Source organism: Bradyrhizobium sp. BR 10261 (genome assembly GCF_019455395.1).
In the GTDB taxonomy this organism is placed as follows: Bacteria; Pseudomonadota; Alphaproteobacteria; order Rhizobiales; family Xanthobacteraceae; genus Bradyrhizobium; species Bradyrhizobium manausense.
In genome coordinates, this window is sequence record NZ_JACOFQ010000013.1 from 54,554 (window position 1) to 75,744 (window position 21,191).

General features: G+C 63.8%; 24 protein-coding genes. 17 read left to right on the plus strand and 7 right to left on the minus strand.

The window, feature by feature from the left end; all coding sequences use genetic code 11:
- Nucleotides 1-157: 157 nt before the first annotated feature.
- Nucleotides 158-910: a hypothetical protein gene (locus HYH07_RS17175; RefSeq protein WP_220003597.1), complete on the plus strand. Its 753-nt coding sequence runs from the start codon at nt 158-160 to the stop codon at nt 908-910.
- A 58-nt stretch (nt 911-968) separates the two neighbouring features.
- On the opposite strand, the gene HYH07_RS17180 is transcribed toward HYH07_RS17175, so the two are convergent.
- Nucleotides 969-1,724, minus strand: a complete 756-nt coding sequence (locus HYH07_RS17180; RefSeq protein WP_220003598.1) for an SDR family NAD(P)-dependent oxidoreductase — start codon at nt 1,722-1,724, stop codon at nt 969-971.
- Nucleotides 1,725-1,915: 191 nt separating this feature from the next.
- Between HYH07_RS17180 and HYH07_RS17185 the strand changes: the two genes are divergently transcribed.
- Complete coding sequence (locus tag HYH07_RS17185; RefSeq protein ID WP_220003599.1) at nt 1,916-2,809, plus strand: AraC family transcriptional regulator; 894 nt, start codon at nt 1,916-1,918, stop codon at nt 2,807-2,809.
- Nucleotides 2,810-2,819: 10 nt separating this feature from the next.
- Nucleotides 2,820-3,593: an N-acyl homoserine lactonase family protein gene (locus tag HYH07_RS17190; protein WP_220003600.1), complete on the plus strand. Its 774-nt coding sequence runs from the start codon at nt 2,820-2,822 to the stop codon at nt 3,591-3,593.
- 11 nt (nt 3,594-3,604) lie between these two features.
- Here the strand turns inward: HYH07_RS17190 and HYH07_RS17195 are convergent, their stop codons facing one another.
- The 4 genes from HYH07_RS17195 to HYH07_RS17210 form a co-directional block, all read right to left on the minus strand.
- Complete coding sequence (locus HYH07_RS17195) at nt 3,605-4,024, minus strand: hypothetical protein (RefSeq protein WP_220003601.1); 420 nt, start codon at nt 4,022-4,024, stop codon at nt 3,605-3,607.
- A gap of 253 nt (nt 4,025-4,277) precedes the next feature.
- A complete protein-coding gene (locus HYH07_RS17200; RefSeq protein WP_220003602.1) occupies nt 4,278-4,856 on the minus strand; it encodes a cytochrome b/b6 domain-containing protein in 579 nt (192 codons plus the stop codon).
- A gap of 40 nt (nt 4,857-4,896) precedes the next feature.
- A complete protein-coding gene (locus tag HYH07_RS17205; protein WP_220003603.1) occupies nt 4,897-5,175 on the minus strand; it encodes a PepSY domain-containing protein in 279 nt (92 codons plus the stop codon).
- 152 nt (nt 5,176-5,327) lie between these two features.
- A complete protein-coding gene (locus HYH07_RS17210) occupies nt 5,328-5,678 on the minus strand; it encodes a hypothetical protein (protein WP_220003604.1) in 351 nt (116 codons plus the stop codon).
- Nucleotides 5,679-5,768: 90 nt separating this feature from the next.
- On the opposite strand from HYH07_RS17210, the gene HYH07_RS17215 reads away from it, so the two are divergent.
- Both HYH07_RS17215 and HYH07_RS17220 read left to right on the plus strand, forming a co-directional pair.
- Nucleotides 5,769-6,299, plus strand: coding sequence for a TetR/AcrR family transcriptional regulator (locus HYH07_RS17215; protein WP_220003605.1), 531 nt, complete (start codon nt 5,769-5,771; stop codon nt 6,297-6,299).
- Between the two features lie 115 nt (nt 6,300-6,414).
- Entirely contained in the window at nt 6,415-6,612 is a 198-nt protein-coding gene (locus HYH07_RS17220) for a Trm112 family protein (RefSeq protein ID WP_200297414.1), read from the plus strand.
- A gap of 65 nt (nt 6,613-6,677) precedes the next feature.
- On the opposite strand, the gene HYH07_RS17225 is transcribed toward HYH07_RS17220, so the two are convergent.
- The gene (locus HYH07_RS17225) at nt 6,678-7,898 is read right to left on the minus strand and encodes a ubiquinone biosynthesis hydroxylase (protein WP_220003606.1); all 1,221 of its coding nucleotides are present in this window, start codon (nt 7,896-7,898) and stop codon (nt 6,678-6,680) included.
- A gap of 217 nt (nt 7,899-8,115) precedes the next feature.
- Here HYH07_RS17225 and tesB point away from each other — a divergent pair, with 217 nt between their 5' ends.
- Nucleotides 8,116-8,979, plus strand: coding sequence for an acyl-CoA thioesterase II (gene tesB, locus HYH07_RS17230; protein WP_220003607.1), 864 nt, complete (start codon nt 8,116-8,118; stop codon nt 8,977-8,979).
- Between the two features lie 46 nt (nt 8,980-9,025).
- Here the strand turns inward: tesB and HYH07_RS17235 are convergent, their stop codons facing one another.
- On the minus strand, nt 9,026-9,916 hold the full coding sequence (locus HYH07_RS17235; RefSeq protein ID WP_220003608.1) for a DUF4339 domain-containing protein: 891 nt from the start codon (nt 9,914-9,916) through the stop codon (nt 9,026-9,028).
- A gap of 244 nt (nt 9,917-10,160) precedes the next feature.
- Between HYH07_RS17235 and HYH07_RS17240 the strand changes: the two genes are divergently transcribed.
- From HYH07_RS17240 to HYH07_RS17290, 11 genes are all read left to right on the plus strand, one after another.
- Nucleotides 10,161-10,499, plus strand: coding sequence for a P-II family nitrogen regulator (locus tag HYH07_RS17240; protein ID WP_057752475.1), 339 nt, complete (start codon nt 10,161-10,163; stop codon nt 10,497-10,499).
- Between the two features lie 154 nt (nt 10,500-10,653).
- A complete protein-coding gene (locus HYH07_RS17245; RefSeq protein ID WP_220003609.1) occupies nt 10,654-11,955 on the plus strand; it encodes an ammonium transporter in 1,302 nt (433 codons plus the stop codon).
- Nucleotides 11,956-11,994: 39 nt separating this feature from the next.
- Entirely contained in the window at nt 11,995-12,309 is a 315-nt protein-coding gene (locus tag HYH07_RS17250) for a helix-turn-helix transcriptional regulator (protein ID WP_220003610.1), read from the plus strand.
- Nucleotides 12,306-12,671, plus strand: a complete 366-nt coding sequence (locus tag HYH07_RS17255) for an SRPBCC domain-containing protein (protein WP_220003611.1) — start codon at nt 12,306-12,308, stop codon at nt 12,669-12,671. Before HYH07_RS17250 ends, HYH07_RS17255 begins: the two co-directional genes overlap by 4 nt.
- A gap of 41 nt (nt 12,672-12,712) precedes the next feature.
- Entirely contained in the window at nt 12,713-13,315 is a 603-nt protein-coding gene (locus HYH07_RS17260) for an ATP-dependent Clp protease proteolytic subunit (protein ID WP_220003612.1), read from the plus strand.
- Between the two features lie 391 nt (nt 13,316-13,706).
- Nucleotides 13,707-14,045, plus strand: coding sequence for a P-II family nitrogen regulator (locus HYH07_RS17265; protein ID WP_027535364.1), 339 nt, complete (start codon nt 13,707-13,709; stop codon nt 14,043-14,045).
- A gap of 38 nt (nt 14,046-14,083) precedes the next feature.
- Nucleotides 14,084-15,532, plus strand: coding sequence for an ammonium transporter (locus tag HYH07_RS17270; RefSeq protein ID WP_057752493.1), 1,449 nt, complete (start codon nt 14,084-14,086; stop codon nt 15,530-15,532).
- A gap of 220 nt (nt 15,533-15,752) precedes the next feature.
- Complete coding sequence (locus HYH07_RS17275; protein ID WP_220003613.1) at nt 15,753-16,157, plus strand: GFA family protein; 405 nt, start codon at nt 15,753-15,755, stop codon at nt 16,155-16,157.
- Nucleotides 16,158-16,528: 371 nt separating this feature from the next.
- Nucleotides 16,529-17,743, plus strand: a complete 1,215-nt coding sequence (locus HYH07_RS17280; protein ID WP_220003614.1) for an aminotransferase class I/II-fold pyridoxal phosphate-dependent enzyme — start codon at nt 16,529-16,531, stop codon at nt 17,741-17,743.
- A gap of 9 nt (nt 17,744-17,752) precedes the next feature.
- Nucleotides 17,753-20,233 carry a DNA translocase FtsK gene (locus HYH07_RS17285; RefSeq protein WP_220003615.1) on the plus strand — a complete coding sequence of 827 codons (2,481 nt, stop codon included), beginning with the start codon at nt 17,753-17,755 and terminating at the stop codon, nt 20,231-20,233.
- A 161-nt stretch (nt 20,234-20,394) separates the two neighbouring features.
- Nucleotides 20,395-21,153 (plus strand): outer membrane lipoprotein carrier protein LolA, encoded by a 759-nt coding sequence (locus tag HYH07_RS17290; protein WP_057752503.1) that lies wholly within the window; start codon nt 20,395-20,397, stop codon nt 21,151-21,153.
- Nucleotides 21,154-21,191 lie beyond the last annotated feature (38 nt).

Below are 21,191 nucleotides of genomic sequence, written 5' to 3' on the forward strand. Positions count from 1 at the left end.
AACGCCGCGAATGCATTGATTTGCCGCGCCGGTTTCTGATCACGACCGCGCGAAAATCGGCCGCGGTTGCTGCCGTTGACTTGCATAAGGCCCACGTCGCAAGGTAATGCCGGAATGAATTGAAAATACTGGGTCCAACCTGGTGTGAGGTATCCTCATGACGGCTCTTGCGGAAGTGCCTGCTCCGGCCAATCTCGTTGACGAACTCACTGTTCATGCGGTGCGCAGCATCGAGGCCGCTGACCATTCCGCGTCTCCGTTTCCCCACATCGTCTTCCGCGATTTCTTCCCCGCGGATTTCTACCGGGACATGATCCGGAGCGTGCCGACCCAGGGCTACGATCCGATCACCGGTACGGGCACGCGGATGGCGCTGCGCCTCTACGGTGAAAACGTCGACAAGATCGAGCCGTCATTGCGCCCCGCATGGGCTGCGGTGTCGGCCATGCTGACCTCGAAGCCTGTCGAGCGGGCGATACGGAACCGGCTGCATGACGGGCTCGAGATTCGCGCCCGCGGCGACAAGGTGGCCAAGGCTGAGGATCTGACGCTGGTTGCAAAGCCGGTCGTATATGTCGACAGGGACGGCTATCAGATCAAGCCGCATCCGGACACGCGCAAGAAGGTCGTGACGATGCAGCTGTATTGCCCGGCCGACGACAGCCAGGAAGCGCTGGGAACGACGCTCTACCAGGCTTCGCTCAAGGGCCTGTTTCACGTCGGCTCCTACTGCCTCGAGCCCGTGAAGACGATCCCGTTCCTGCCCAATGTCGGCTATGCCTTCGTGGTCCTGAAGGCCTATCACACCCTGACCAGGATGAGCTGGCACGGTCGTCCGCAAATCCACACCGATCGTGACCGGATCACCATTCTCAACACGTTCTATGTGAACGAGACCGTCGGCTTCTGATCGTTGGGTCTGGACCGCGACCGGTTCGTACCCGGTCGCGAGTACCACCGCCGCCTCGTCAGATCGTCTGGCCCCCGGACACCTCGACGCGCTGGGCCGTGATCCAGCGGTTCTCAGGACCGAGCAGGCTCGCGACCATCGGCCCGATGTCGTCGGGCAGGCCGACGCGGCCGAGCGCGGTCATTTGTGCAAATTGCTTGTTCAGATCAGGCATGTCCCGGACGGCGCCGCCGAGGAAGTCGGTTTCGATCGCACCCGGCGCGACGACGTTGGCTGTGATGCCGCGTCCCCCGAACTCCTTGGCCATATAGACCGTCAAGACCTCGATCGCGCCCTTCGCGGCTGCATAGGCGGAGAAGCCGGGGAAGGACACGCGCGTCAGCCCGCTGGAGAAGTTGATGATCCGGCCGTTGTCGGCAAGCAGCGGCAGCAATGCCTGTGTCAGAAAGAATGGCCCTTTGACATGCGTGTCGAACAGGGCGTCGAATTGCAGCTCTGTCGTCTCGGCGATGGAAGCCATCTCGCCCTGGCCGGCATTGTTGACGAGATGATCGAACGTGGTCGCGCCCCAATGCATAGTCAGCGTCGATCGTACCTCTGCGACGAACGCGGGAAATGACGAGACGGAGGTAACGTCGAGTTCGAGCGCGACGGCCTTCCGGCCGAGCGCCTCGATCTCGGTGACGACCTCGCGGGCGGCGGAGGCGGCGCTGCGATAGGTCACGATCACATCGCCGCCGTGACGCGCGATGGCGATCGCGGTGTTGCGGCCAAGACCCCGGCTGGCGCCGGTGACGAGCGAAATGGTGGGCATCGGAAGTTCCTCGTGGAGTTGCGGTGAGTTGCTTCTGCCGGCGATCGATCGTCCGATGTTGCCGGATCCTCGGATCCTCTTGCCCAACACTCCAGAATGCGGTGGCGGCGGACTTGCCCAAAACTCCTGCTTTTCTGCCTGATTGCCCGGCGTTGATTGCTTGCACGCCGGGCTCGGCCTAAGATTGGCGCGTGACCGAAACGCTGCTCCAGATCGCCAGTCGTTATTCCGCGGCTCACGCCGACGACAAAGGCATCGCCTCTACACCCTTCGCCGGTGTCTCGATCATCCGCGAGACCGCGCCAAGCGCGCTCCTGTACGCGATCTCCAAGCCTCTGGTCGCACTGGTCCTGCAAGGCGCCAAACGTGTCGCGACCGGCCGGACGTCCTTCGACTTTGGTGCTGGCGACTCGCTGTTGATTGCGAGTGATGTGCCGACGGTCAGCCAGATCACGCGCGCGACGGCGGCGGCACCGTATCTGTCGCTCGTCCTCGAGCTCGACCCCACAATCATCGAGGGACTGGTGGTCGAGATGGGTTCGCTCCCGTTCATTCCGTCCCAACCGCTACGGGTCGAGCCCACGGAACAGGAGGTTGCGGATGTGGCGCTCCGCTTGTTGCGCCTGATCGACCGTCCCTCAGCCTTGCCGATCTTGCAGGGCCAGTTGGTGCGCGAGCTGCATTACTGGCTGCTGGCAGGGCGGCACGGCGGCGCCATCAGGGCCCTCGGCATTGCCGACAGCCATGCCAAACGGATCGGCCGCGCCGTTGCCATCATCCGTGCCGACTACGCCAAGCCATTGCGCGTCGACCGGCTCGCCAGAGCCGCTGGCATGAGCCCGTCGGCGTTTCACGCGCACTTCCGGAGCGTCACGTCGTTGACCCCGCTCAAGTTTCAGAAGCAGCTGCGCCTGATCGAGGCGCGTCGCGCGATGCTGGCCGATGCTGCGACCATCGCGGCCGCAGCCCATCAGGTCGGCTACGAAAGCGTCACGCAGTTCACGCGCGAATATTGCCGGCTGTTCGGGATGCCGCCCGGGCGCGACATGCGCGAGATGAAACGGCGCGCCGAAACGGCGGCGTGAAAGGTTGCTGATGGCGACGATCGACAAGGTCTACATCCTCGATGGCGGTATTGCACAGGTCGAGGATGGCTCGATCTACTCTCCCGGCATCAATGTCGGCGTTCCCATGACGCTGAGTTGCAATGCCTATCTCATCAGTCACCGTGGCGAATGGCTGATCTGGGATACGGGAATCGAGGATGCGCTGGTGAAATACCCGGAAGGGCGCATCATCGCGCATGGCATACGCGGCATCGTGCGTCGTCCCATCGCCGACCAGTTGGATGAAATCGGCGTGCGGGCCCGCGATGTCGGCACGATCGTCCTGTCCCATGCCCATTTCGATCACATCGGAAATGTCGATCTGTTCGAAAATGCAAAATGGATCGCTCAGCGAGCCGAGTTTGAGGCCATGTTCGGGCCGGAGCCTGACGAGTTCGGCTACTCGCTGCCGCACTACAAGATGTTGAAGGAGCGGCCTTACGAGATCGTCGATGGTGACCACGACATCTTCGGCGACGGCGCCGTGCGCATGATCTTCACGCCGGGCCATACTCCGGGGCATTGCTCGCTGATGGTGAGGTTGCCGCGGCGCGGCGCCGTGCTGCTGAGCGGCGACGTCGCGCATAACAGGGAGAACCTCCGGCACATGCGCGTGCCGTCCTTCAATGCGGACCAGCAGGCAACGGTCGCGTCCATGGCCAAAGTCGTCGAATTGCTTCGCGCCGAGAACGCCGAAATCTGGATCAATCACGATACGGCGCAGAGCGAGGGGCTACCTCACGTGCCGGACTGGATCGCGTGAACGCCCGCGCGTCAATGCCGCGCGACCTCAGTGCGATCGAGCGATTCCAGCGTCGCGGCGTTGCCGCAATAGCCGTGATAGTTTTCGGCCGCGGTGCCGTCGGCGAGATCGCGGTCGCACTCCCCCTTGTGACCGCAGAGCGAGCAGACCCGCTCCATGTCGCGCAGCAGCAGCGGCTGTGCGCGTCCGAGTGCCTCCGCGCTGATGCCGAGCTGCTCCAGCATCTTCGGCAATTCGTCGGCGGCATGCTGGCCGTTGCGGACCAGCTCTTCGAGGTCGTCAGGCGCGATCCTGAGATCGTTCGCGATCCGGTCGAAATCGAAGCGATCAAGCTGCCGCATCTCGGCCATCTCGCGGCGATGCTTCAGCCAACTCGCGAAGGACTCGATGAGGTCCTGGACGATGGGGTAGGGACTGCTTGCGGTGCTCATGGAAAGCTCCATTCGAACGTCGGAACTGGAGCAACACTAGGCAAAATGATGCAGGAGCGCGTTGCGCTGGATCAAATCACGAAGATTGTCAGCGAGCTTGCGCTGCCTCTCCCGCTTGCGGGGCCCCCTTGCGGGAGAGGGTTTCTCCTCGATGGGACAGTCCCCTAGAGGAGAAAGCCCTCACCCGCGTCCCTTCGCTCCGCGGCCTCTCCCGCAAGCGGGAGAGGCAAAGCGGGCCCGCTGCTCGATGATCTCAATGACCTCGGATGCGCTTGCGGCCCGTGATCATGGCGCGGATCAGGTTCTCGCGCTGAAGCAGGCTCATCAGCACCACGCCTGCGATGTGCAGCACGACGAGGACGATGACAGCGTCCGATGCGACGGTATGCGTGTCCTCGATCCACCAGACGCCGAAGAAGGTGAGTGTCACCGACAGCGCGCCCGTGATCGCCGAGACGGCAATTGACAGCAGCAGCGCCACCAGCATCAACGTGCCGGCGGGATTGAGCCCGATATAGCGGCCGGTGATGCCGCGGCGCAGGTTCCAGAGATAGGAAGGCGCGGCACGAAGGCGGACGCCGATCATGCCAAAGCGCGCATAGCGGCCGCCCCAGAAGCCCCAGGCCAAACGGAAGACGAGAAGCCCGATCACCGCATAGCCGACGATGCGGTGAAGCCTGTCGTAGACGGTGGGTGTGAACCACGCCACCAAAACGCACGCTGCGAGAGCCCAATGCCAGAGCCGGAGCGGACGGTCCCAGACTGCGACCGTCCGCTCCGCGGGGGTCCGTTTCGACCCCGCGCGCGTGTCCGATACCGCGTTGCCGCTCAAGCCGGGACCACTTTCAAAGCATAAGCCCTACCTGGCAAACCTACTTGGCGATCGTGTGCTTCAGGCTGAGATCTTCCGGGCTGTAGAACAGCTCATAGAGCTTGCCTTCCTTGACGCCATAGACCTCATAGCACGAGCCTTCGATCTTGGAGCGACGCACTTCGTAACCCAGCGCCTTCGCCTTGGCTTCGGCGTCGCCAGCCGGCTTCCATGACGCCTTGTCGAGCTTGGTGCAATTCTTGAAACCGTCGGCCATCGCCGTCGATCCAGCGCCGATTCCGATCGCCAATGCCATGGCAACAACACGAATGACCTTCACGAACATCTCCTCTTCGTCGTCTGCGCAACGCCTTGCGCGAGGCGCATCCGAAGGAAGCAAAGGCGGGCATGAAGTCAATCGGCTCGGGTATGGCGTGATTTAGATAAGCTCTAACGTCGGAAAAAAACTGACGATGGCCGTCGTTGCGACGATCAGTAGCCGGCCGCTGCCATCGCCACGACGGCCGTGAGCGCCATCCAGCCAAAGTGGCGACCACGCGTCGCCCATGCATTGGCGCAGGCGGAAAAGCCGAACACGCCGATCATGGTGAGCACGATCCAGCGGCGTGCCGAGGTTGAATCCATCCAGGGCACGGCGAACAGCAGCACGCCGCAGCCGATCCAGGCCACCGTCGAGGCCTGCCAGACCAGGCGGATCAAGGTGCGAAGCCGGGCGGGCTCGATGGTCGCACGGGGAAAGACCTTGGCTTCTCCGAGATAGCCATGGATGAGCGCCACGATGATGGCGCCGACGCCGGCACACTGCAGCAAGAGATCACGCATCGAGGCCTCCATACATCTGTGTATGGTGAGATAGAGGCTGGCCTGCCGGCTGTCAATACACTAGTGTATGGTCCGAGATCGGACCCCGCCATGACCGAACAGCTCACCGCCGACGACTGGATCAGCCAGGGCATCAAGGCGCTCACCAGGAGCGGCTTTACCGCGCTGAAGGCCGATCCATTGGCAAGGGCCATGGGCGTCTCGCGCGGCAGCTTCTACTGGCATTTTGCCGATCTCGGCGCGTTCCACGGCGCCGTGCTCAGGCGCTGGCGCGAGCTCGCGGCCGAGGAGATCATCGCTCGTGTCGAGGCCGACAGCGACGAGCCGCTCAGAGCGCTGCTGCGCAGGACCTTCGGCGCCCGGCTCGACCTGGAGCGCGCGGTGCGCAACTGGGCGGCGTTCGACGCGGCGGCGCAGGCGGCGGTCCGCGCCATCGACCGCCGCAGGCTCGATTATATCGAGGCGTTGCTGGCGAAACGGGGACTCGACGCGGCAACGGCGCAGGCGCGCGCGCAAATCCTGTACTGGACCTTTCTCGGCTTCGCGCTGTCGGCAGCGCCCGTGCCGAGCGCGCGGCTCCAGGGCCTGCTCGACGAGATCCAGAAGATGGTCTCTGGCTAGCGTTTGACGCGTTTTCTTAGCGCGAACCGGCGTCCACTTCGCTTGAAAACGCTATGGCCGGTGATGGGCGACCGCGAATTTCTGTGTTAGAGGCAAGCCAATGCCGGAGACCCCCATGAACGCGCCCACCGAACGCCCCGAAAACAGCGTCGATCCGAAACTGCTGGAGATCCTGGTCTGCCCGCTGACCAAGGGCCCGCTGGAATTCGACGCGGCCAAGCAGGAGCTGATCTCGCGGTCTGCAAAACTCGCTTATCCGATTCGCGACGGCATCCCGATCATGCTGCCGGAAGAGGCGAGGAAGATCGATTGAGCGAGTAGGGAGTGGCGAGTAGCGAATCGCAAAACTCTACTCGCCACTCCCCATTCGCTACTCGCCTACAGCGCCTCGCCTTTTAGCAGGCGTGGGATTTCGCCGGTGAGGCCGGCCGCCTGGCGGATGAAGAGATTCTTCAGAGGCGGGGTGCGGTCGACGATGCCGAGTCCGATGTCGCGGACGGTGCGCAATAGCGTCGACTGGTTCGAGAACAGGAAGTTGAGCGAGTTGGTGGCAACGCCCATCGCCATGGTGTCGAAGCGGCGCCAGCGCTGGTAGCGCTCGAGCACGTCAGCGCCGCCGAGATCCATGCCAAGCCGCGCGGCATCGACCACAACCTCGGCCAAGGCTGCAACATCCTTCAGCCCCATGTTGAGGCCTTGCCCCGCGATCGGGTGAATGACGTGGGCGGCATCGCCGACCAGCGCAAGACGCTCGGCGACGAAGGAGCGCGCGACGAAATAGGACAGCGGAAAGGCGCGCGGCTTGTCGAGCGCCTTGACCTCGCCGAGATGCAAGCCGAAACGCTGCTCGAGCTCGGCGTGAAATTCCTCGTCGCCAAGCCCGATGATGCGTGCGGCCTCTGCGCGACGCTCGGTCCAGACCAGCGAGGAGCGCCTTCCGGTCAGCGGCAAAATCGCAAACGGACCCGCGGGCAGAAAGTGCTCTTCCGCGCGGCCTTCGTGATCGCGCTCATGACCGACAGTGACGACGATGCCGGATTGATCGTAGTCCCAGCCATGGGTGGCGATGCCGGCGCGCTCGCGCAGCTTCGATTTCGCACCGTCGGCCGCGACCAGGAGACTCGCGGCAATCTTGCTGCCATCGCCGAGGGTGACGTCAATGCCATCGACGCTGGCGTCGTAGGACGCGACGGTGGTTGCGCGAAGATCGATGCCGGCGGCTTCGGCGCGGACCACCAGCGCATCGATCAGCCGACGGTTCTCGACCATGTGCGCGAAGGGTTCGCCCGGCGCGACATCGCCGGCGAAATTCAGGAAGGTCGGACGCGTGGCGTCCTCCAGCTTCGAATCCGTAACGACCATGTCGAGGATCGGCTGCGCCTCGGCTTTCACATCGTCCCATGCGCCGAGCACCTCGAACAGGCGGCGGCAGGCGGCCACGATCGCGGTTGCACGGGGATCGCGGCTCGGCCGTGAGCTGAGCGCGGGATCGGCGACGATGACGGGAATCTCGGGGCCGAGCCCCTGACGCAGTGCCAGCGCGAGCGCCAGGCCCGCAAATGCGCCGCCGCCAATGACTATGTGACCCTGTACCGACATACCAAGTTTTCTCTGCCAAGCTTCCCAGTCAATTCTCGGGTCTTGCTAGCAGACTTGAGCTGGGCGAAACAGGGCGGTGAAACAAGGGCGGAACGGCCCGTCTGTGTCATTCCGGGGCGCGACAAAGTCGCGAACCCGGAATCCAGAGGTTATCAGCTCGAGATTCCGGGTTCGCACTGCGTGCGCCCCGGAATGACGACAATGCGAAAGCACCACCATGTCCAAAAGCCTGATCGACCTGATTTCCATCCTCGACCTCGAGCAGCTCGAGGTGAATTTGTTCCGCGGCAACAGCCCGAAGACGAGCTGGCAGCGGGTGTTCGGCGGGCAGGTGATCGGGCAGGCGATGGTCGCGGCCTGCCGCACCGTCGAGGGCCGGCTACCGCATTCGCTGCATTGCTATTTCATCCTGCCGGGCGATCCGCAGATCCCGATCATCTACCAGGTCGAGCGTCTGCGCGACGGCAAGAGCTATTCGACGCGCCGCGTCACCGCGATCCAGCACGGCAACGCGATCTTCTCGATCATGGTGTCGTTCCATGCCGAGGAAGAGACCGCGTTCGACCACCAGGACAAGATGCCTGACGTGCCGCCGCCGGACAAGCTCACCGCGGAGGAGGTGGCGAAGCAGCCGATGTTCCGCGAGATGCCGGAGTTCATCCGCCGCTACTACGAATCCGATCGGCCGATCGAGCTGCGCCCGGTCGAGCTCGGCCGTTACTTCGGCCAGAAGATCGAGGACGGCCGCATCCATGTCTGGATCAAGACGGCGGCCAAGCTGCCCGACGATCCGGCGCTGCATATGTGCGCGCTGGCCTATGCCTCGGACTTCTCGCTGCTGGATGCGATCATGGCGCGCTATGGCCGCACGCTGTTCGACAAGCGCATGATGCCGGCAAGCCTCGACCACGCGATGTGGTTTCATCGCCCGTTCCGCGCCGACGAATGGCTGCTTTATTCGCAGGATTCGCCGAGCGCGCAAGGCGGCCGCGGCCTGACCCGCGGCTCCATCTTCAAGCCGGATGGCACGCTGATCGCATCCGTCGCGCAGGAGGGCTCCGTGCGCGAGCGGCGGAGCTGATGATCCCAAGCGCGAATTCATCGCGCTCGAGATGGCTTGATCGTGCTTACATCGATCCGCGCGGCGCGAGCTCGGTCTGCGATGCGAACCAGTTCATGATCCAGCGATAGACCCAGGGAATCGGGATGATGAAGCTGCACAGGATCGCCGCCACGATGCCGCGCCAGAGAATCCCGAGCCCGCTGCCCCTGAAGATGATCTCCCGACGCGTGCCCTCGATATTGCGATAGACCCAGCGCAGCTGGGCGGCCGCGACCCAGGCCCATCCGATGATGGTGATGAGGGAGATCGCGAACAACAGGTTCCAGCCGATATAGCCGAGCACCGAGCCGGTGAAGCTGAGGCCGAGCCGCTGCCCGTTGGTTGCGATGTTCGCGATCATCCATTTGAGCAGCATCCAGTAGAGAACGATCTGGACGATGTAGAAAGCGGTGCTCAGGATCTGGCTGCCGATGTAGCCGATCACAATTGCCAGAACGATGAAGCCGAAGAACCAGGGCACCATCGTCATCGCATTGCCGGTGAAGGACAGGTTCGGCCGCCCCGGGACCTTGACGCAGGACACGATCCATTTCGCGTACCAGACGAACACCCACGGCACCGGGATGACGAGGCACGAGAGGATCAGCATCACCAGCGAGCGCCAGGTGAAGTCGAGAATGCCGAAATCGACCGACAGCGATCCGCCGGCCGCACTGCCCGCACCGGTATAGGCGCCACCCCCCATCATCGGCGGCCCCCCGGCCGGAATTATGGGCGGCGCGCCACCGCCGGTGATCAATCCAGGAATTTCGGCGGCCTTCTGCCAGCCGGCCATGCCCTCGGACCACACCAGCGTATCCGCGCGCACGACGCCTTGCGCGATCAGGTCGCGGAATTGCCCCTCTGGATAGGGCCCCTGCTGCTTGCCCTCGGATGCGTAGAACCAACTCGCCATGACGCGCCCCCCAAAATACTTATGTACCGCTCAGCCGGCGCGGGTTCACCGCATCCATGCCAAAAATGCATTGTGAGCGATGAACGGATGCCCTGTACAGAGGCGGCCGTTCACATGACCGCACCTGGCCAAACGTTTTTCCGCTTCAATCTGCAAGTTTTTTGTGCCATTTGCCCGGAAAGATGCCAGATTGAAGCAGCGCCGGGGACACACGGCGGGCGCATCCCGGGGAACAGGCTGAATCATGAAACTCGTCGTCGCGATCATCAAACCCTTCAAGCTCGATGAAGTCCGTCAGGCCCTGACGGCGATCGGCGTCCACGGCATGACCGTAACCGAGGTGAAGGGCTATGGCCGCCAGAAGGGCCACACCGAGATCTATCGCGGCGCGGAATATGTCGTGAACTTCCTGCCCAAGCTGCGGATCGAGATCGCGGTGGCCTCCGACGTCGCCGAGAAGGCGGTCGCGGTGATCACCGCCACGGCGCGCACCGGGCAGATCGGCGACGGCAAGATCTTCGTCACGCCGATCGACCATGCGCTGCGCATCCGCACCGGCGAGACCGACAGCGACGCGCTCTGAACTCACTTGAGCATGATCTCCGCGCAATCGCATTCCGCGTTTGTCGCGAGGGAAAACCGCTTCACACTTTTCCGGATCATGCTTCGCCTTCTTCGATCGCACCGGGCAACGACGCCATAGCGTGCGACGCCATCAACTATGCCGGGGAAATGACATGGCGGGATTGTTGCGCCGCGGAGCCGCTATGGCTGCGCCGATTGGGTTTGCGTTGATTGCGCCTTCGCCGGCGCGGGCCGCGACATCAGAGATCAACACCGCCGACACCGCCTGGATGATCGTCGCCACCGCGCTGGTGCTGATGATGACGATCCCGGGACTGGCGCTGTTCTATTCCGGCATGGTGCGTAAGAAGAACGTGCTCGCGACCATGGCGCAGAGCCTCGCCGCGGTGACGCTGATCTCCATTCTCTGGGTGGCGTTCGGCTATTCGCTCTGCTTCGTCGGCGACGGCCCATGGCTCGGCACGCTCGACCGCTGGTTCCTCGCCGGCATGACCATGGACAGCGTCAGCCCGGCAGCGAAGACGATCCCCGAAGCGCTGTTCATGCTGTACCAGATGACGTTTGCGATCATCACGGTGGCGCTGGTCGCGGGCTCGGTCGCCGACCGGATGCGGTTCTCCGCCTATCTGCTGTTCTCGGTCGCCTGGTTCATCTTCGTCTACATTCCGCTGGCGCATTGGATCTGGGGCGGTGGCTTCCTCAACAGCATGGGCGTGCTGGATTTCGCCGGCGGCCTCGTCGTGCATCTGTCGGCCGGCACCGGCGGGCTCGTCGCAGCAAAGGTGATGGGACGGCGGCACGGCTATGGCACCGAAAATCTTTCGCCGTTCGATCTGTCGCTGGCGGTGATGGGCACGGGCCTGTTGTGGGTCGGCTGGTTCGGCTTCAACGGCGGCTCGGCGGGTGCGGCCAATTCGCGCGCGGTGATGGCGATCATCGCAACGCATCTGGCAGCCTGCTCCGGCGCGCTAACCTGGGGCACGATCGAATGGTCGACGCGACGCAAGCCGTCCGTGCTCGGTATGATCTCGGGAGCGGTCGCCGGCCTTGGCACCATCACGCCGGCCTCCGGCTTTGTCGCGCCGTGGCACGGCATCGTCATCGGCATCGCCGCAGGCGCAGTCTGCTACTGGGCCTGCACCTGGCTGAAGCACCGCTTCAACTACGACGACTCCCTCGACGTGTTCGGCGTGCACGGCATCGGCGGGCTGACCGGCACGCTGCTCGCCGGCGTATTCGCCACCAGCGCGATCGGCGGCACCGCCGGCCTGCTCGAAGGGCATCCGCAGCAATTGCTGATCCAGCTCTACGGCGTCGCCGTCACCTTCGCCTGGTCGGCGGGCGTGAGCTTCATCCTGCTCAAGCTGGTCGGCCTGTTCGTGCCGTTGCGCGTGTCGCGGGAGCACGAGCTCGAGGGGCTCGACATTTCACAGCACGGTGAGGCGCTTCAGTAAGGGCTTGCGCGACACATAAGCGCGTGCTTATGTATTGGCATGATCGAAGCCGACATCTTCAAGGCGCTGGCCGACCCGACCCGCCGCAAGGTCTTTGAGAAGCTCGCCGGCGGCAGCCTCAATGCGAGCGCCTTGCGCGACGGCCTGGAGATCAGCCAGCCGGCGATGTCGCAACATCTTTCAGTGCTGCGCGCGGCAGGTCTCGTGCGCGAGCAGCGGCAGGGCCGCTTTGTGAATTACGAAGTCGATCCGCACGGAATTGTCGCCATCGGGGCCTGGCTTGCGCGCTACCGCGCCTATTGGCCGAAGCGCATGGACGCACTCGCCGACCTCCTGAAGGAGATGGATCAATGAGCGACGCCGCAAAACCTGATCCCTCCGAAGACGCCTTGATAGTCAAAGAAGCCTTGGTGCTCGAGTTTGAATTCGATGCACCGCCTGCAAAAGTCTGGCGCGCGGTGACGATTCCCGAATTGCGCGAGCGCTGGCTGCCGGATTGCGATCTGGCCGGCACTGAACCCGAAACATCGATTCCCGGCGCAGAGGTACGCTACCGGATGCGCGATTCCGAGCCGCCATTCCGCGAAAGCCAGGTCATCTTCAAGATCGAGCCGAACGTGTCGGGCGGCACGCGCTTTCGCATCATTCAGCAGACCTGCGCCAAGCTGCCGCAGCCAGCCAACAGCAATTGCTGCCTGATGCGCGCGGCAGCCTGACCACCAACAAACTTCATCACCTCTAGACATGGAGGTCGCCGATGCGCGACATGCTTCAGCTCGTCCCTATGGTCGTCGAACAATCCGCGCGCGGCGAACGATCTTTCGACATCTATTCGCGCCTCTTGCGCGAGCGCATCATTTTCCTCAATGGCGAGGTCAACGACGCGATGTCGGGTCTGGTCTGCGCACAACTGTTGTTTCTGGAAGCAGAGAATCCGAACCGGCCGATCAATCTCTACATCAATTCCTATGGCGGCGTCGTCACCTCTGGGCTGGCGATGTACGACACCATGCAGTTCATCAAGGCGCCGGTGCATACGCTGTGCATGGGCACGGCGCGCTCGATGGGCTCATTCCTGCTGATGGCCGGCGAGCCCGGTCACCGCGCCGCGCTGCCCAATGCCAGCCTTCATGTGCATCAGCCGCTCGGCGGCTTCCAGGGTCAGGCGTCCGACATCCTGATCCATGCCAACGAGATGCAGGAAACCAAGCGGCGCATCATCCGCCTCTATGCGCAGCATTGCGGCCGTACCGAAGCGGAGGTCGAGCGGACCCTGGACCGCGATCACTTCATGACCGCAAAGCAGGGGGTTGAATGGGGTCTGGTCGACCGGGTGTTCACGGAGCGCGCTCCGGCCTGAGGGTCGCGTCGGCTGCGACCATCCTGTAAGCAGACGGCGGGCGCTCTCGGGATTTTGGGGTGCAGCGGGGCCTTCGGCGAGCGTGTCCCTGTAAAAAAGTACCTTTTTGCTGCCCGACACATGAGCAACATTGTGTCGGCAGCCTGTCCTGCCTGTATTTTGATCAGCCATGATCACGTTTTGAGCGCGACGTATTGGCGCACTGCAACGCAACACAAGCTGAGCGCGAAAACACCCGTTTTCATAGTCCGTTAGGCAACCCGCCCGATCTGGCACGGCATTTGATTCTAGGGGCCTGGCTGTGCCCGCGTAGTGAAACGTCTCCCTCGTGGCGAACCAGTCGAGAAACGCCCGGCCACGTCCGGACCGGGCCCAAGCGGGGATAGGACCCATGAAAATTGTTATGGCGATTATCAAGCCATTCAAGTTGGAAGAAGTCCGTGACGCCCTGACCGCCATTGGCGTTCACGGTCTCACGGTGACGGAAGTCAAGGGATATGGCCGGCAGAAAGGCCATACGGAAATCTATCGCGGCGCCGAATATGCCGTGAGCTTCCTGCCCAAGATCAAGATCGAAGTCGCTGTCGCCTCCGAGCAGGTCGACAAAACCATCGACGCCATCACGTCCGCTGCCAAAACCGGACAGATCGGCGACGGCAAGATCTTCGTCATCAACCTCGACCATGCGGTCCGCATCCGCACCGGCGAGGCCGACGCCGCGGCCCTTTGATTTCGCGCTCAACCAAAATTCAATCAGGAGTAAATGCAATGACGTTTAAGCGTCCCTATGGCGCGGGATTGGCGGCTCTCGCAGTCGGCCTTTTCGCTGCGACCGCAGCCTATGCCGAGCCAACGGTCAACAAGGGGGATAACGCCTGGATGCTGACATCGACAGTCCTCGTGCTGTTGATGACGATCCCGGGTCTCGCTCTGTTCTACGGCGGCCTCGTTCGTTCCAAGAACATGCTCTCGGTCCTGATGCAGGTGTTCTACACCGTCTGCGTCGTCACCGTGATCTGGGCCGTATACGGCTACAGCCTCGCCTTCACCGGCGGCTCCGACTTCATCGGCGGCTTCTCCAAGGCCTTCATGATGGGCGTCACCACCGACTCGAAGGCCGCGACCTTCTCGGTCGACGCCAACATCTCGGAGCTCGTCTATGTGTGCTTCCAGATGACCTTCGCGGCGATCACGCCCGCCCTCATCGTCGGCGCCTTCGCCGAGCGCATGAAGTTCGCGGCCGTCGCGCTCTTCATCCCGCTCTGGGTCACGCTGATCTACTTCCCGATCGCGCACATGGTCTGGTACTGGCCCGGCCCGGACGCGATCCAGGACGCGGCCAAGGCTCTGGCTGCTGCGGGTGATGCGGCGGCGAAGACGGCGGCTCAGGCCAAGCTCGACGAGATCAACGCCGACGCCGGCTGGATCTTCAAGGCGGGCGCGATCGACTTCGCGGGCGGCACCGTGGTGCACATCAACGCCGGCATCGCCGGCCTGGTCGGTGCCCTCTTGATCGGCAAGCGCGTCGGTTACGGCAAGGAGCTGATGGCTCCGCACTCGCTGACCATGTCGATGATCGGCGCCTCGCTGCTCTGGGTCGGCTGGTTCGGCTTCAACGCCGGCTCCAACCTGGAGGCCAACGGCGGCGCTGCGCTCGCCATGACCAACTCCTTCGTCGCCACCGCAGCCGCCGCGCTGTCGTGGATGTTCGCGGAGTGGATCGTGAAGGGTCATCCGTCGGTGCTCGGCGTCATCTCCGGCGCTGTCGCGGGCCTCGTGGCCGTCACGCCTGCCGCCGGCTTCGCCGGCGTGATGGGTGCGATCGTCCTCGGTCTCGTGGTCGGCGTGGTCTGCCTGTTCTTCTGCACCGTGGTGAAGAACGCGCTCGGCTACGACGACTCGCTCGACGTGTTCGGCGTGCACTGCATCGGCGGCATCGTCGGCGCCCTCGGCACCGGCATCCTGGTGAACCCGGCTCTCGGCGGCGCCGGCATCATCGACTACACCGCGATTCCGCCGAAGGTTGCCGATTACGACTTCGCTGCGCAGATGCTGTCCCAGCTCAAGGCGGTCGGCACCACGCTGGTGTGGTCGGGCATCGGTTCGGCGATCCTCTACAAGGTCGTCGATGTGATCGTTGGCCTCCGCGCCAATGTCGAGACCGAGCGTGAAGGCCTCGACATCACCGAGCACACCGAGCGCGCCTACAACATGTAACGTCTCCTCCCGGCCGCGATTTCCCCTGAGATCGCGGCCACTCCTACGGTTTGGGCACATACCCGGCAATGCCCCGACCGTTGAGGGGCTCCAGCGCAAGTTGGAGCCCCTTTCTTTTTGCAAGATTCCCTTTAGGTCCAGCGACCTAAGAAAAGCATTGCCATTCCAGATTGCGGGCGCAGAGATAACGACCACAACGAATAACAACTGGGAGGTCGTCATGCGCTTGGAAGGCGGATGCTATTGCGGCGAGGTGCGCTACGTGGCCGAGGGCGATCCGATGATGCAGGGGCAATGTCACTGCCGCGAGTGCCAGTACATCTCAGGCGGCGCACCCAACACCTTCATCGCGATGCCGGCTGACGGTTTCACCTACATCACTGGCCAGCCCAAGCAGTTCACCCGCAAGGACCTCGAGCGCGCCGTCACGCGCGATTTCTGCGCCGAGTGCGGCACCCATCTCGTCACCAAAATACCCGGCCTGCCGGCCGTCGTGGTCAAGGTCGGCACGCTGGACGACCCGGAACAATTCCATCCGCAGGTGGCGATCTACACCTGCGACAAGCAGGAGTTCCACGCGATCCCCGCGGGGATGATGACGTTCGACAAGGTGCCGGGGCATTGAAGCCACGATGGCGGTGCGCTCCTTCCCCCGCGTGCGGGGGAGGCGCAGGCGGCCTACGGCCGCCGTTCTTAAAAAAGAACGCCGATGCAAAGCATCGGCTATGGGAGAGGGTGCCTCCGCGGTGGGACAGGCCGTGAGAGCCCCCCGGAGGAGAAAGCCCTCAGCCGCGCTGCGCGCGACCTCTACCGCAAGCGGGAGAGGTGACCGGCCCGCCATCCCGTTGTTATCCGGCCTCATTTTTCCGGCTCTGGACGGAACGGCCCGCCGATGGTTAATCGCGTCTTAACCTCGCCCTATCTATGGTGAACTGAACCGCTTTCCCGCCGGCGCGCAGCGCGCGACCGGCCGTTCCGAGAGTACTGGCGCCCAGAATGGTCATGACCGCTTCATCCCGTGCGCCGCAGGCCAGTGGAAGCTCCGACAACCAACGCTCGCCCTTTGTCCGGCTGAACGAGTTGCTGGCGCCGCATCAGCCCGGCAAGCCCTTGATTTCGCTGGCGGTCGGCGAGCCGCAGCATCCTGTGCCTGACTTCGTCGGCCCGGTGCTGGCCAAGCACATCGCCGATTTCGGCCGTTACCCGATGAACCAGGGCATGGAGCCGTTCCGCAACGCTGCGAGCGCCTGGCTGTCATCGCGTTTCAAGCTACCGCGCGCGCTCGACCCCAAGAGCGAGATTCTCGTGCTCAATGGCAGCCGCGAGGGGCTCTTCCTCGCTGCGATCGCAGCGGGGCGCTATGTCGGGCCGAAGCCCGGCAAGCCCGCCATCCTGATGCCGAACCCGTTCTATCCGGTCTATGGCGCCGGCGCTGGCGCAGCGGCTTGCGAGCCGGTCTACCTGCCGACCACGGTCGAAAACGGCTTTCTGCCCGATCTCGATGCCATCGACGAGGCGACGCTGGCGCGCACCGTGGCGTTCTATCTGGCCTCGCCCGCCAACCCGCAGGGCTCGGTCGCCTCGCGCCATTATCTCACCCGCCTGAAAAGCCTCGCCGATCGCTACAACTTCATGATCCTCAGCGACGAGTGCTATTCGGAGATCTACACCCGCCAGGCGCCGGGCAGCGCGCTCGAATGCGCAGGGCCTGATTTCACCCGCGTCGCCGCGTTCCAGTCGCTGTCGAAGCGCTCCAACCTGCCGGGCCTGCGCGTCGGCTTCGCCGCCGGCGACAAGACGTTCATCGGCAAGTTCCTGGAGCTGCGCAACATCGCAGCTCCCCAGGTGCCGGTGCCGCTGCAGCATGTCGCGACCGTTGCCTATGGCGACGAGGCGCATGTCGAGGAGAACCGCAGGCTCTACCGGATCAAGTTCGATCTCGCCGACCAGATCATCGGCAATCGTTACGCCTATCGCCGGCCTGATGCCGGCTTCTGCGTCTGGCTCAACACGTCAGGGATCGGCGACGATGTCGCCGTGACTCTCAAGTTGTTCAAGGAGGCCGGCGTGCGCGTGGTGCCCGGCTCCTATCTGGCGCGGCTTCAGCCCGACGGCTTCAATCCCGGTGCCGGCTACATCCGCCTGGCGCTGGTGCAGGACAGTGAGACCACGGCGCAGGCGCTGCACCGGCTGGTCGAAACTCTGGGTTAGGCAGGGCCCATGAGCATGTCGGCAATCGAACGTGTGATTCCCCTGGTCGGCCATCTGCCGCCTTCGATCCGCGAAGCGCTGAGCCGGCGTTTGCGCGAGCTGACCGGCTTTGGCCTGGTCACGCTTTCGGGCGTCGCATCCGCCGCGTTGATGACCTGGTCGGTGCAGGACCCGAGCCTCAGCCACGCGACCTCACGGCCGATCCACAATGTCCTCGGCTATGCCGGCGCCATCGGCGCCGACCTCGCGATGCAGATCCTGGGCCTCGGCGCCATCATGCTGATCCTGACGGTCGCGGTGTGGGGCTGGCGCATGATGACCCACCGCCCGTTCGACCGCGAGGCGCTGCGGCTCGGCTCATGGATTCTCTGCACGGTGATCGCGGCCGGCTTTGTCAGCTGTTGGCCGCATGGCGGCGCCTGGCCGCTGCCGACCGGGCTCGGCGGCGTCGTTGGCGATGCGCTGGTGCGCGCGCCTGCGGTGATCTTCGGGCCGCCCGGCGCGATCTATCGCATCGTGCTCGGCGCCATCCTGTTCGTGGCGCTGGCCGCAACCTTCCTGATCGCCTGCGGCTTCGGCGCCCGCGAGCATGACGAGCAATTTGCGGAAATCGAGGACGACGACAAGCCGCTCGAAGACGACGAGGACAGCGATCGCGGTTCGGTATCGCTGGGCTTTCTGTTCCATGCGCTGATGAGCACCAAGGCACGCCTGATCTGGCTGTGCGGGGCTGCTTATCGCTCGCTGGTTTCAAGCGGCACCAGGACCAAGCCGGTTTCGTTCAGTCGGCAGGAGCCTAATCTTGGTGGCAGCCGCGCCGCGCCCTCGATCTCGCCGCAGGCTGCAGACGAAGAGGACGAGGACGAGGACGAGCACGAAGAAGACGTCGAGGAAGAAGAGGAAGAGGTGCCCGCGCGCGCATCGCGCAAGAAGGCTGCGCCGAAGGCGGCGCCCAAGAAGGGCTCCGACAAGTTCGATCTTCCCTCCGTCTCCATGCTGGCCGCGCCGAAGGCCGGTGATCGCCAGCCGCTCAGCAAGGCCGAGCTCGAGACCAATTCGCGCTCGCTCGAAGGCGTGCTGCAGGACTTTGGCGTCCGCGGCGAGATCGTGAAGGCCAATCCGGGTCCCGTCGTCACGCTGTACGAGCTCGAGCCCGCACCTGGCATCAAATCATCCCGCGTGATCGGCCTTGCCGACGATATCGCCCGCTCGATGAGCGCGCTGTCGGCGCGCGTCGCGGTCGTGCCCGGCCGCAACGCCATCGGCATCGAGCTGCCGAACGCGCACCGCGAAAAGGTTTACCTGCGCGAATTGCTGGTGGCGAAGGAGGCCACCGACACGGTCGCGAAGCTGCCGCTCTGCCTTGGCAAGACCATCGGCGGCGATCCCGTCATCATCGACCTCGCACGCACGCCGCACATGCTGATCGCCGGTACCACCGGCTCCGGTAAGTCGGTTGCGATCAACACCATGATCCTCAGCCTGGTTTACCGGCTGCGCCCCGATCAGTGCCGGTTGATCATGGTCGATCCGAAGATGCTCGAACTCTCCGTCTATGACGGCATTCCCCATCTGCTCACGCCCGTCGTGACCGACCCGAAGAAGGCGGTGGTCGCGCTGAAATGGGCCGTGCGCGAGATGGAAGAGCGCTACAAGAACATGGCCAAGCTCGGTGTGCGCAACATCGACGGCTACAACACGCGCCTGCTCGAGTTGAAGGCCAAGGGCGAAGAGCCGACGCGCACGGTGCACACCGGCTTCGACAAGGAAACCGGCAAGGCGATCTACGAGGAAGAGAAGCTCTCGCTTGATCCGCTGCCCTACATCGTCATCATCGTGGACGAAATGGCCGACCTGATGATGGTCGCCGGCAAGGACATCGAAGGCGCGGTGCAGCGCCTCGCGCAGATGGCGCGCGCCGCCGGTCTGCATGTGATCCTCGCGACACAGCGTCCGTCGGTCGACGTCATCACCGGCACTATCAAGGCGAACTTCCCGACCCGCATCGCCTTCCAGGTCACCTCCAAGATCGACAGCCGCACCATTCTGGGCGAGATGGGCGCCGAGCAGCTGCTCGGCCAGGGCGACATGCTCTACATGGCCGGCGGCGGCCGCATCAGCCGCGTGCACGGACCGTTTGCCTCGGACGAGGAAGTCGAGAAGGTGGTGCGTCATCTCAAGACGCAGGGCCAGCCGGAATATCTGGAAGCAGTCACAGCCGAAGAGCCAACCGAGGACGAAGATGGCGGCGCCGTGTTCGACGCCAGCGGCATGGGTGCGGATGGTGGCGGCGATCTGTTCCAGCAGGCCGTCGCGATCGTCAAGCGCGACCGCAAGGCCTCGACCAGCTACATCCAGCGCCGCCTGCAAATCGGCTACAACCGTGCTGCATCGCTGATGGAGCGCATGGAACTGGAAGGCATTGTCGGACCTGCCAATCACGCCGGCAAACGCGAGATTCTGGTCGAGGAAGAAGACAGTCATATGTGAGGCAAGGAGCCCACCCGCCTCCGAATGCCATTCTCACGCAAATTCGATCTCTGCTTTTGCCCGAAATCACGCTAAAACGGCGCCAGCCACGTTAGGACGACGCGTTGACCAGACATCCGGACCTTGGATTCGCAGCCTCTCTCGCCGCGCGCAGCGCGCGCGTGGCCGGCGTGCTTCTCGTCACCGCCGCGACGATGACCGTAGCGTCGGTCGCGCAGACGGTCCCCGTGCCGAAGCCGGCGCCGAAGGCGCGTGACGCCGCTCCGCCATCGGGCGGACCGGCGATCTCAGGCGCAACGCAAGCGCCACCGAATCCGATCATTCCGGATCCGCGCCGCAACGTGCCGAGCAGCATCTTCCAGACGTTCGACGACAAGCAGAAGGCGCAGGCGGCCAAGGTCAGTGCGTATCTCTCCTCGCTGCAGACACTGGTCGGAAATTTCGTCCAGGTCGGCCCCGACGGCAGCAAGACGCAGGGCGATTTCTACATCCAGAAACCGGGCAAGATGCGCGTTGAATATGATCCGCCGAGCCCGATCGACATCGTCGCCGATGGATCCTCCGTCGTGGTGCGCGATCGCAAGCTTGCGACGCAGGACGTCTATCCGCTGTCGCAGACGCCGCTCCGCTTCCTGCTGTCCGATCGCATCGACCTGATGAAGGACACCAACGTCGTCAACGTCTCCGCCGACGACCTCTTCATCAGCGTCACCATCGAGGAGAAGCAGGCGCTGGTCGGCACCAGCCGCCTCCTGCTGATGCTCGGCGCCAAGGACGGCCAGTTGAAGCAATGGACCGTGACCGATCCGCAAGGCTATGACACCACATTCGCGGTCTACAATCTGGACACCACCAAGAAGCTCGATCCGAACATGTTCAAGATCGACTTCACCAATTACAACGTGCCGTCGCCGGGTTGACGGTACGTAGGGTGGGTTAGCCCTGCGATTGCGCAAAG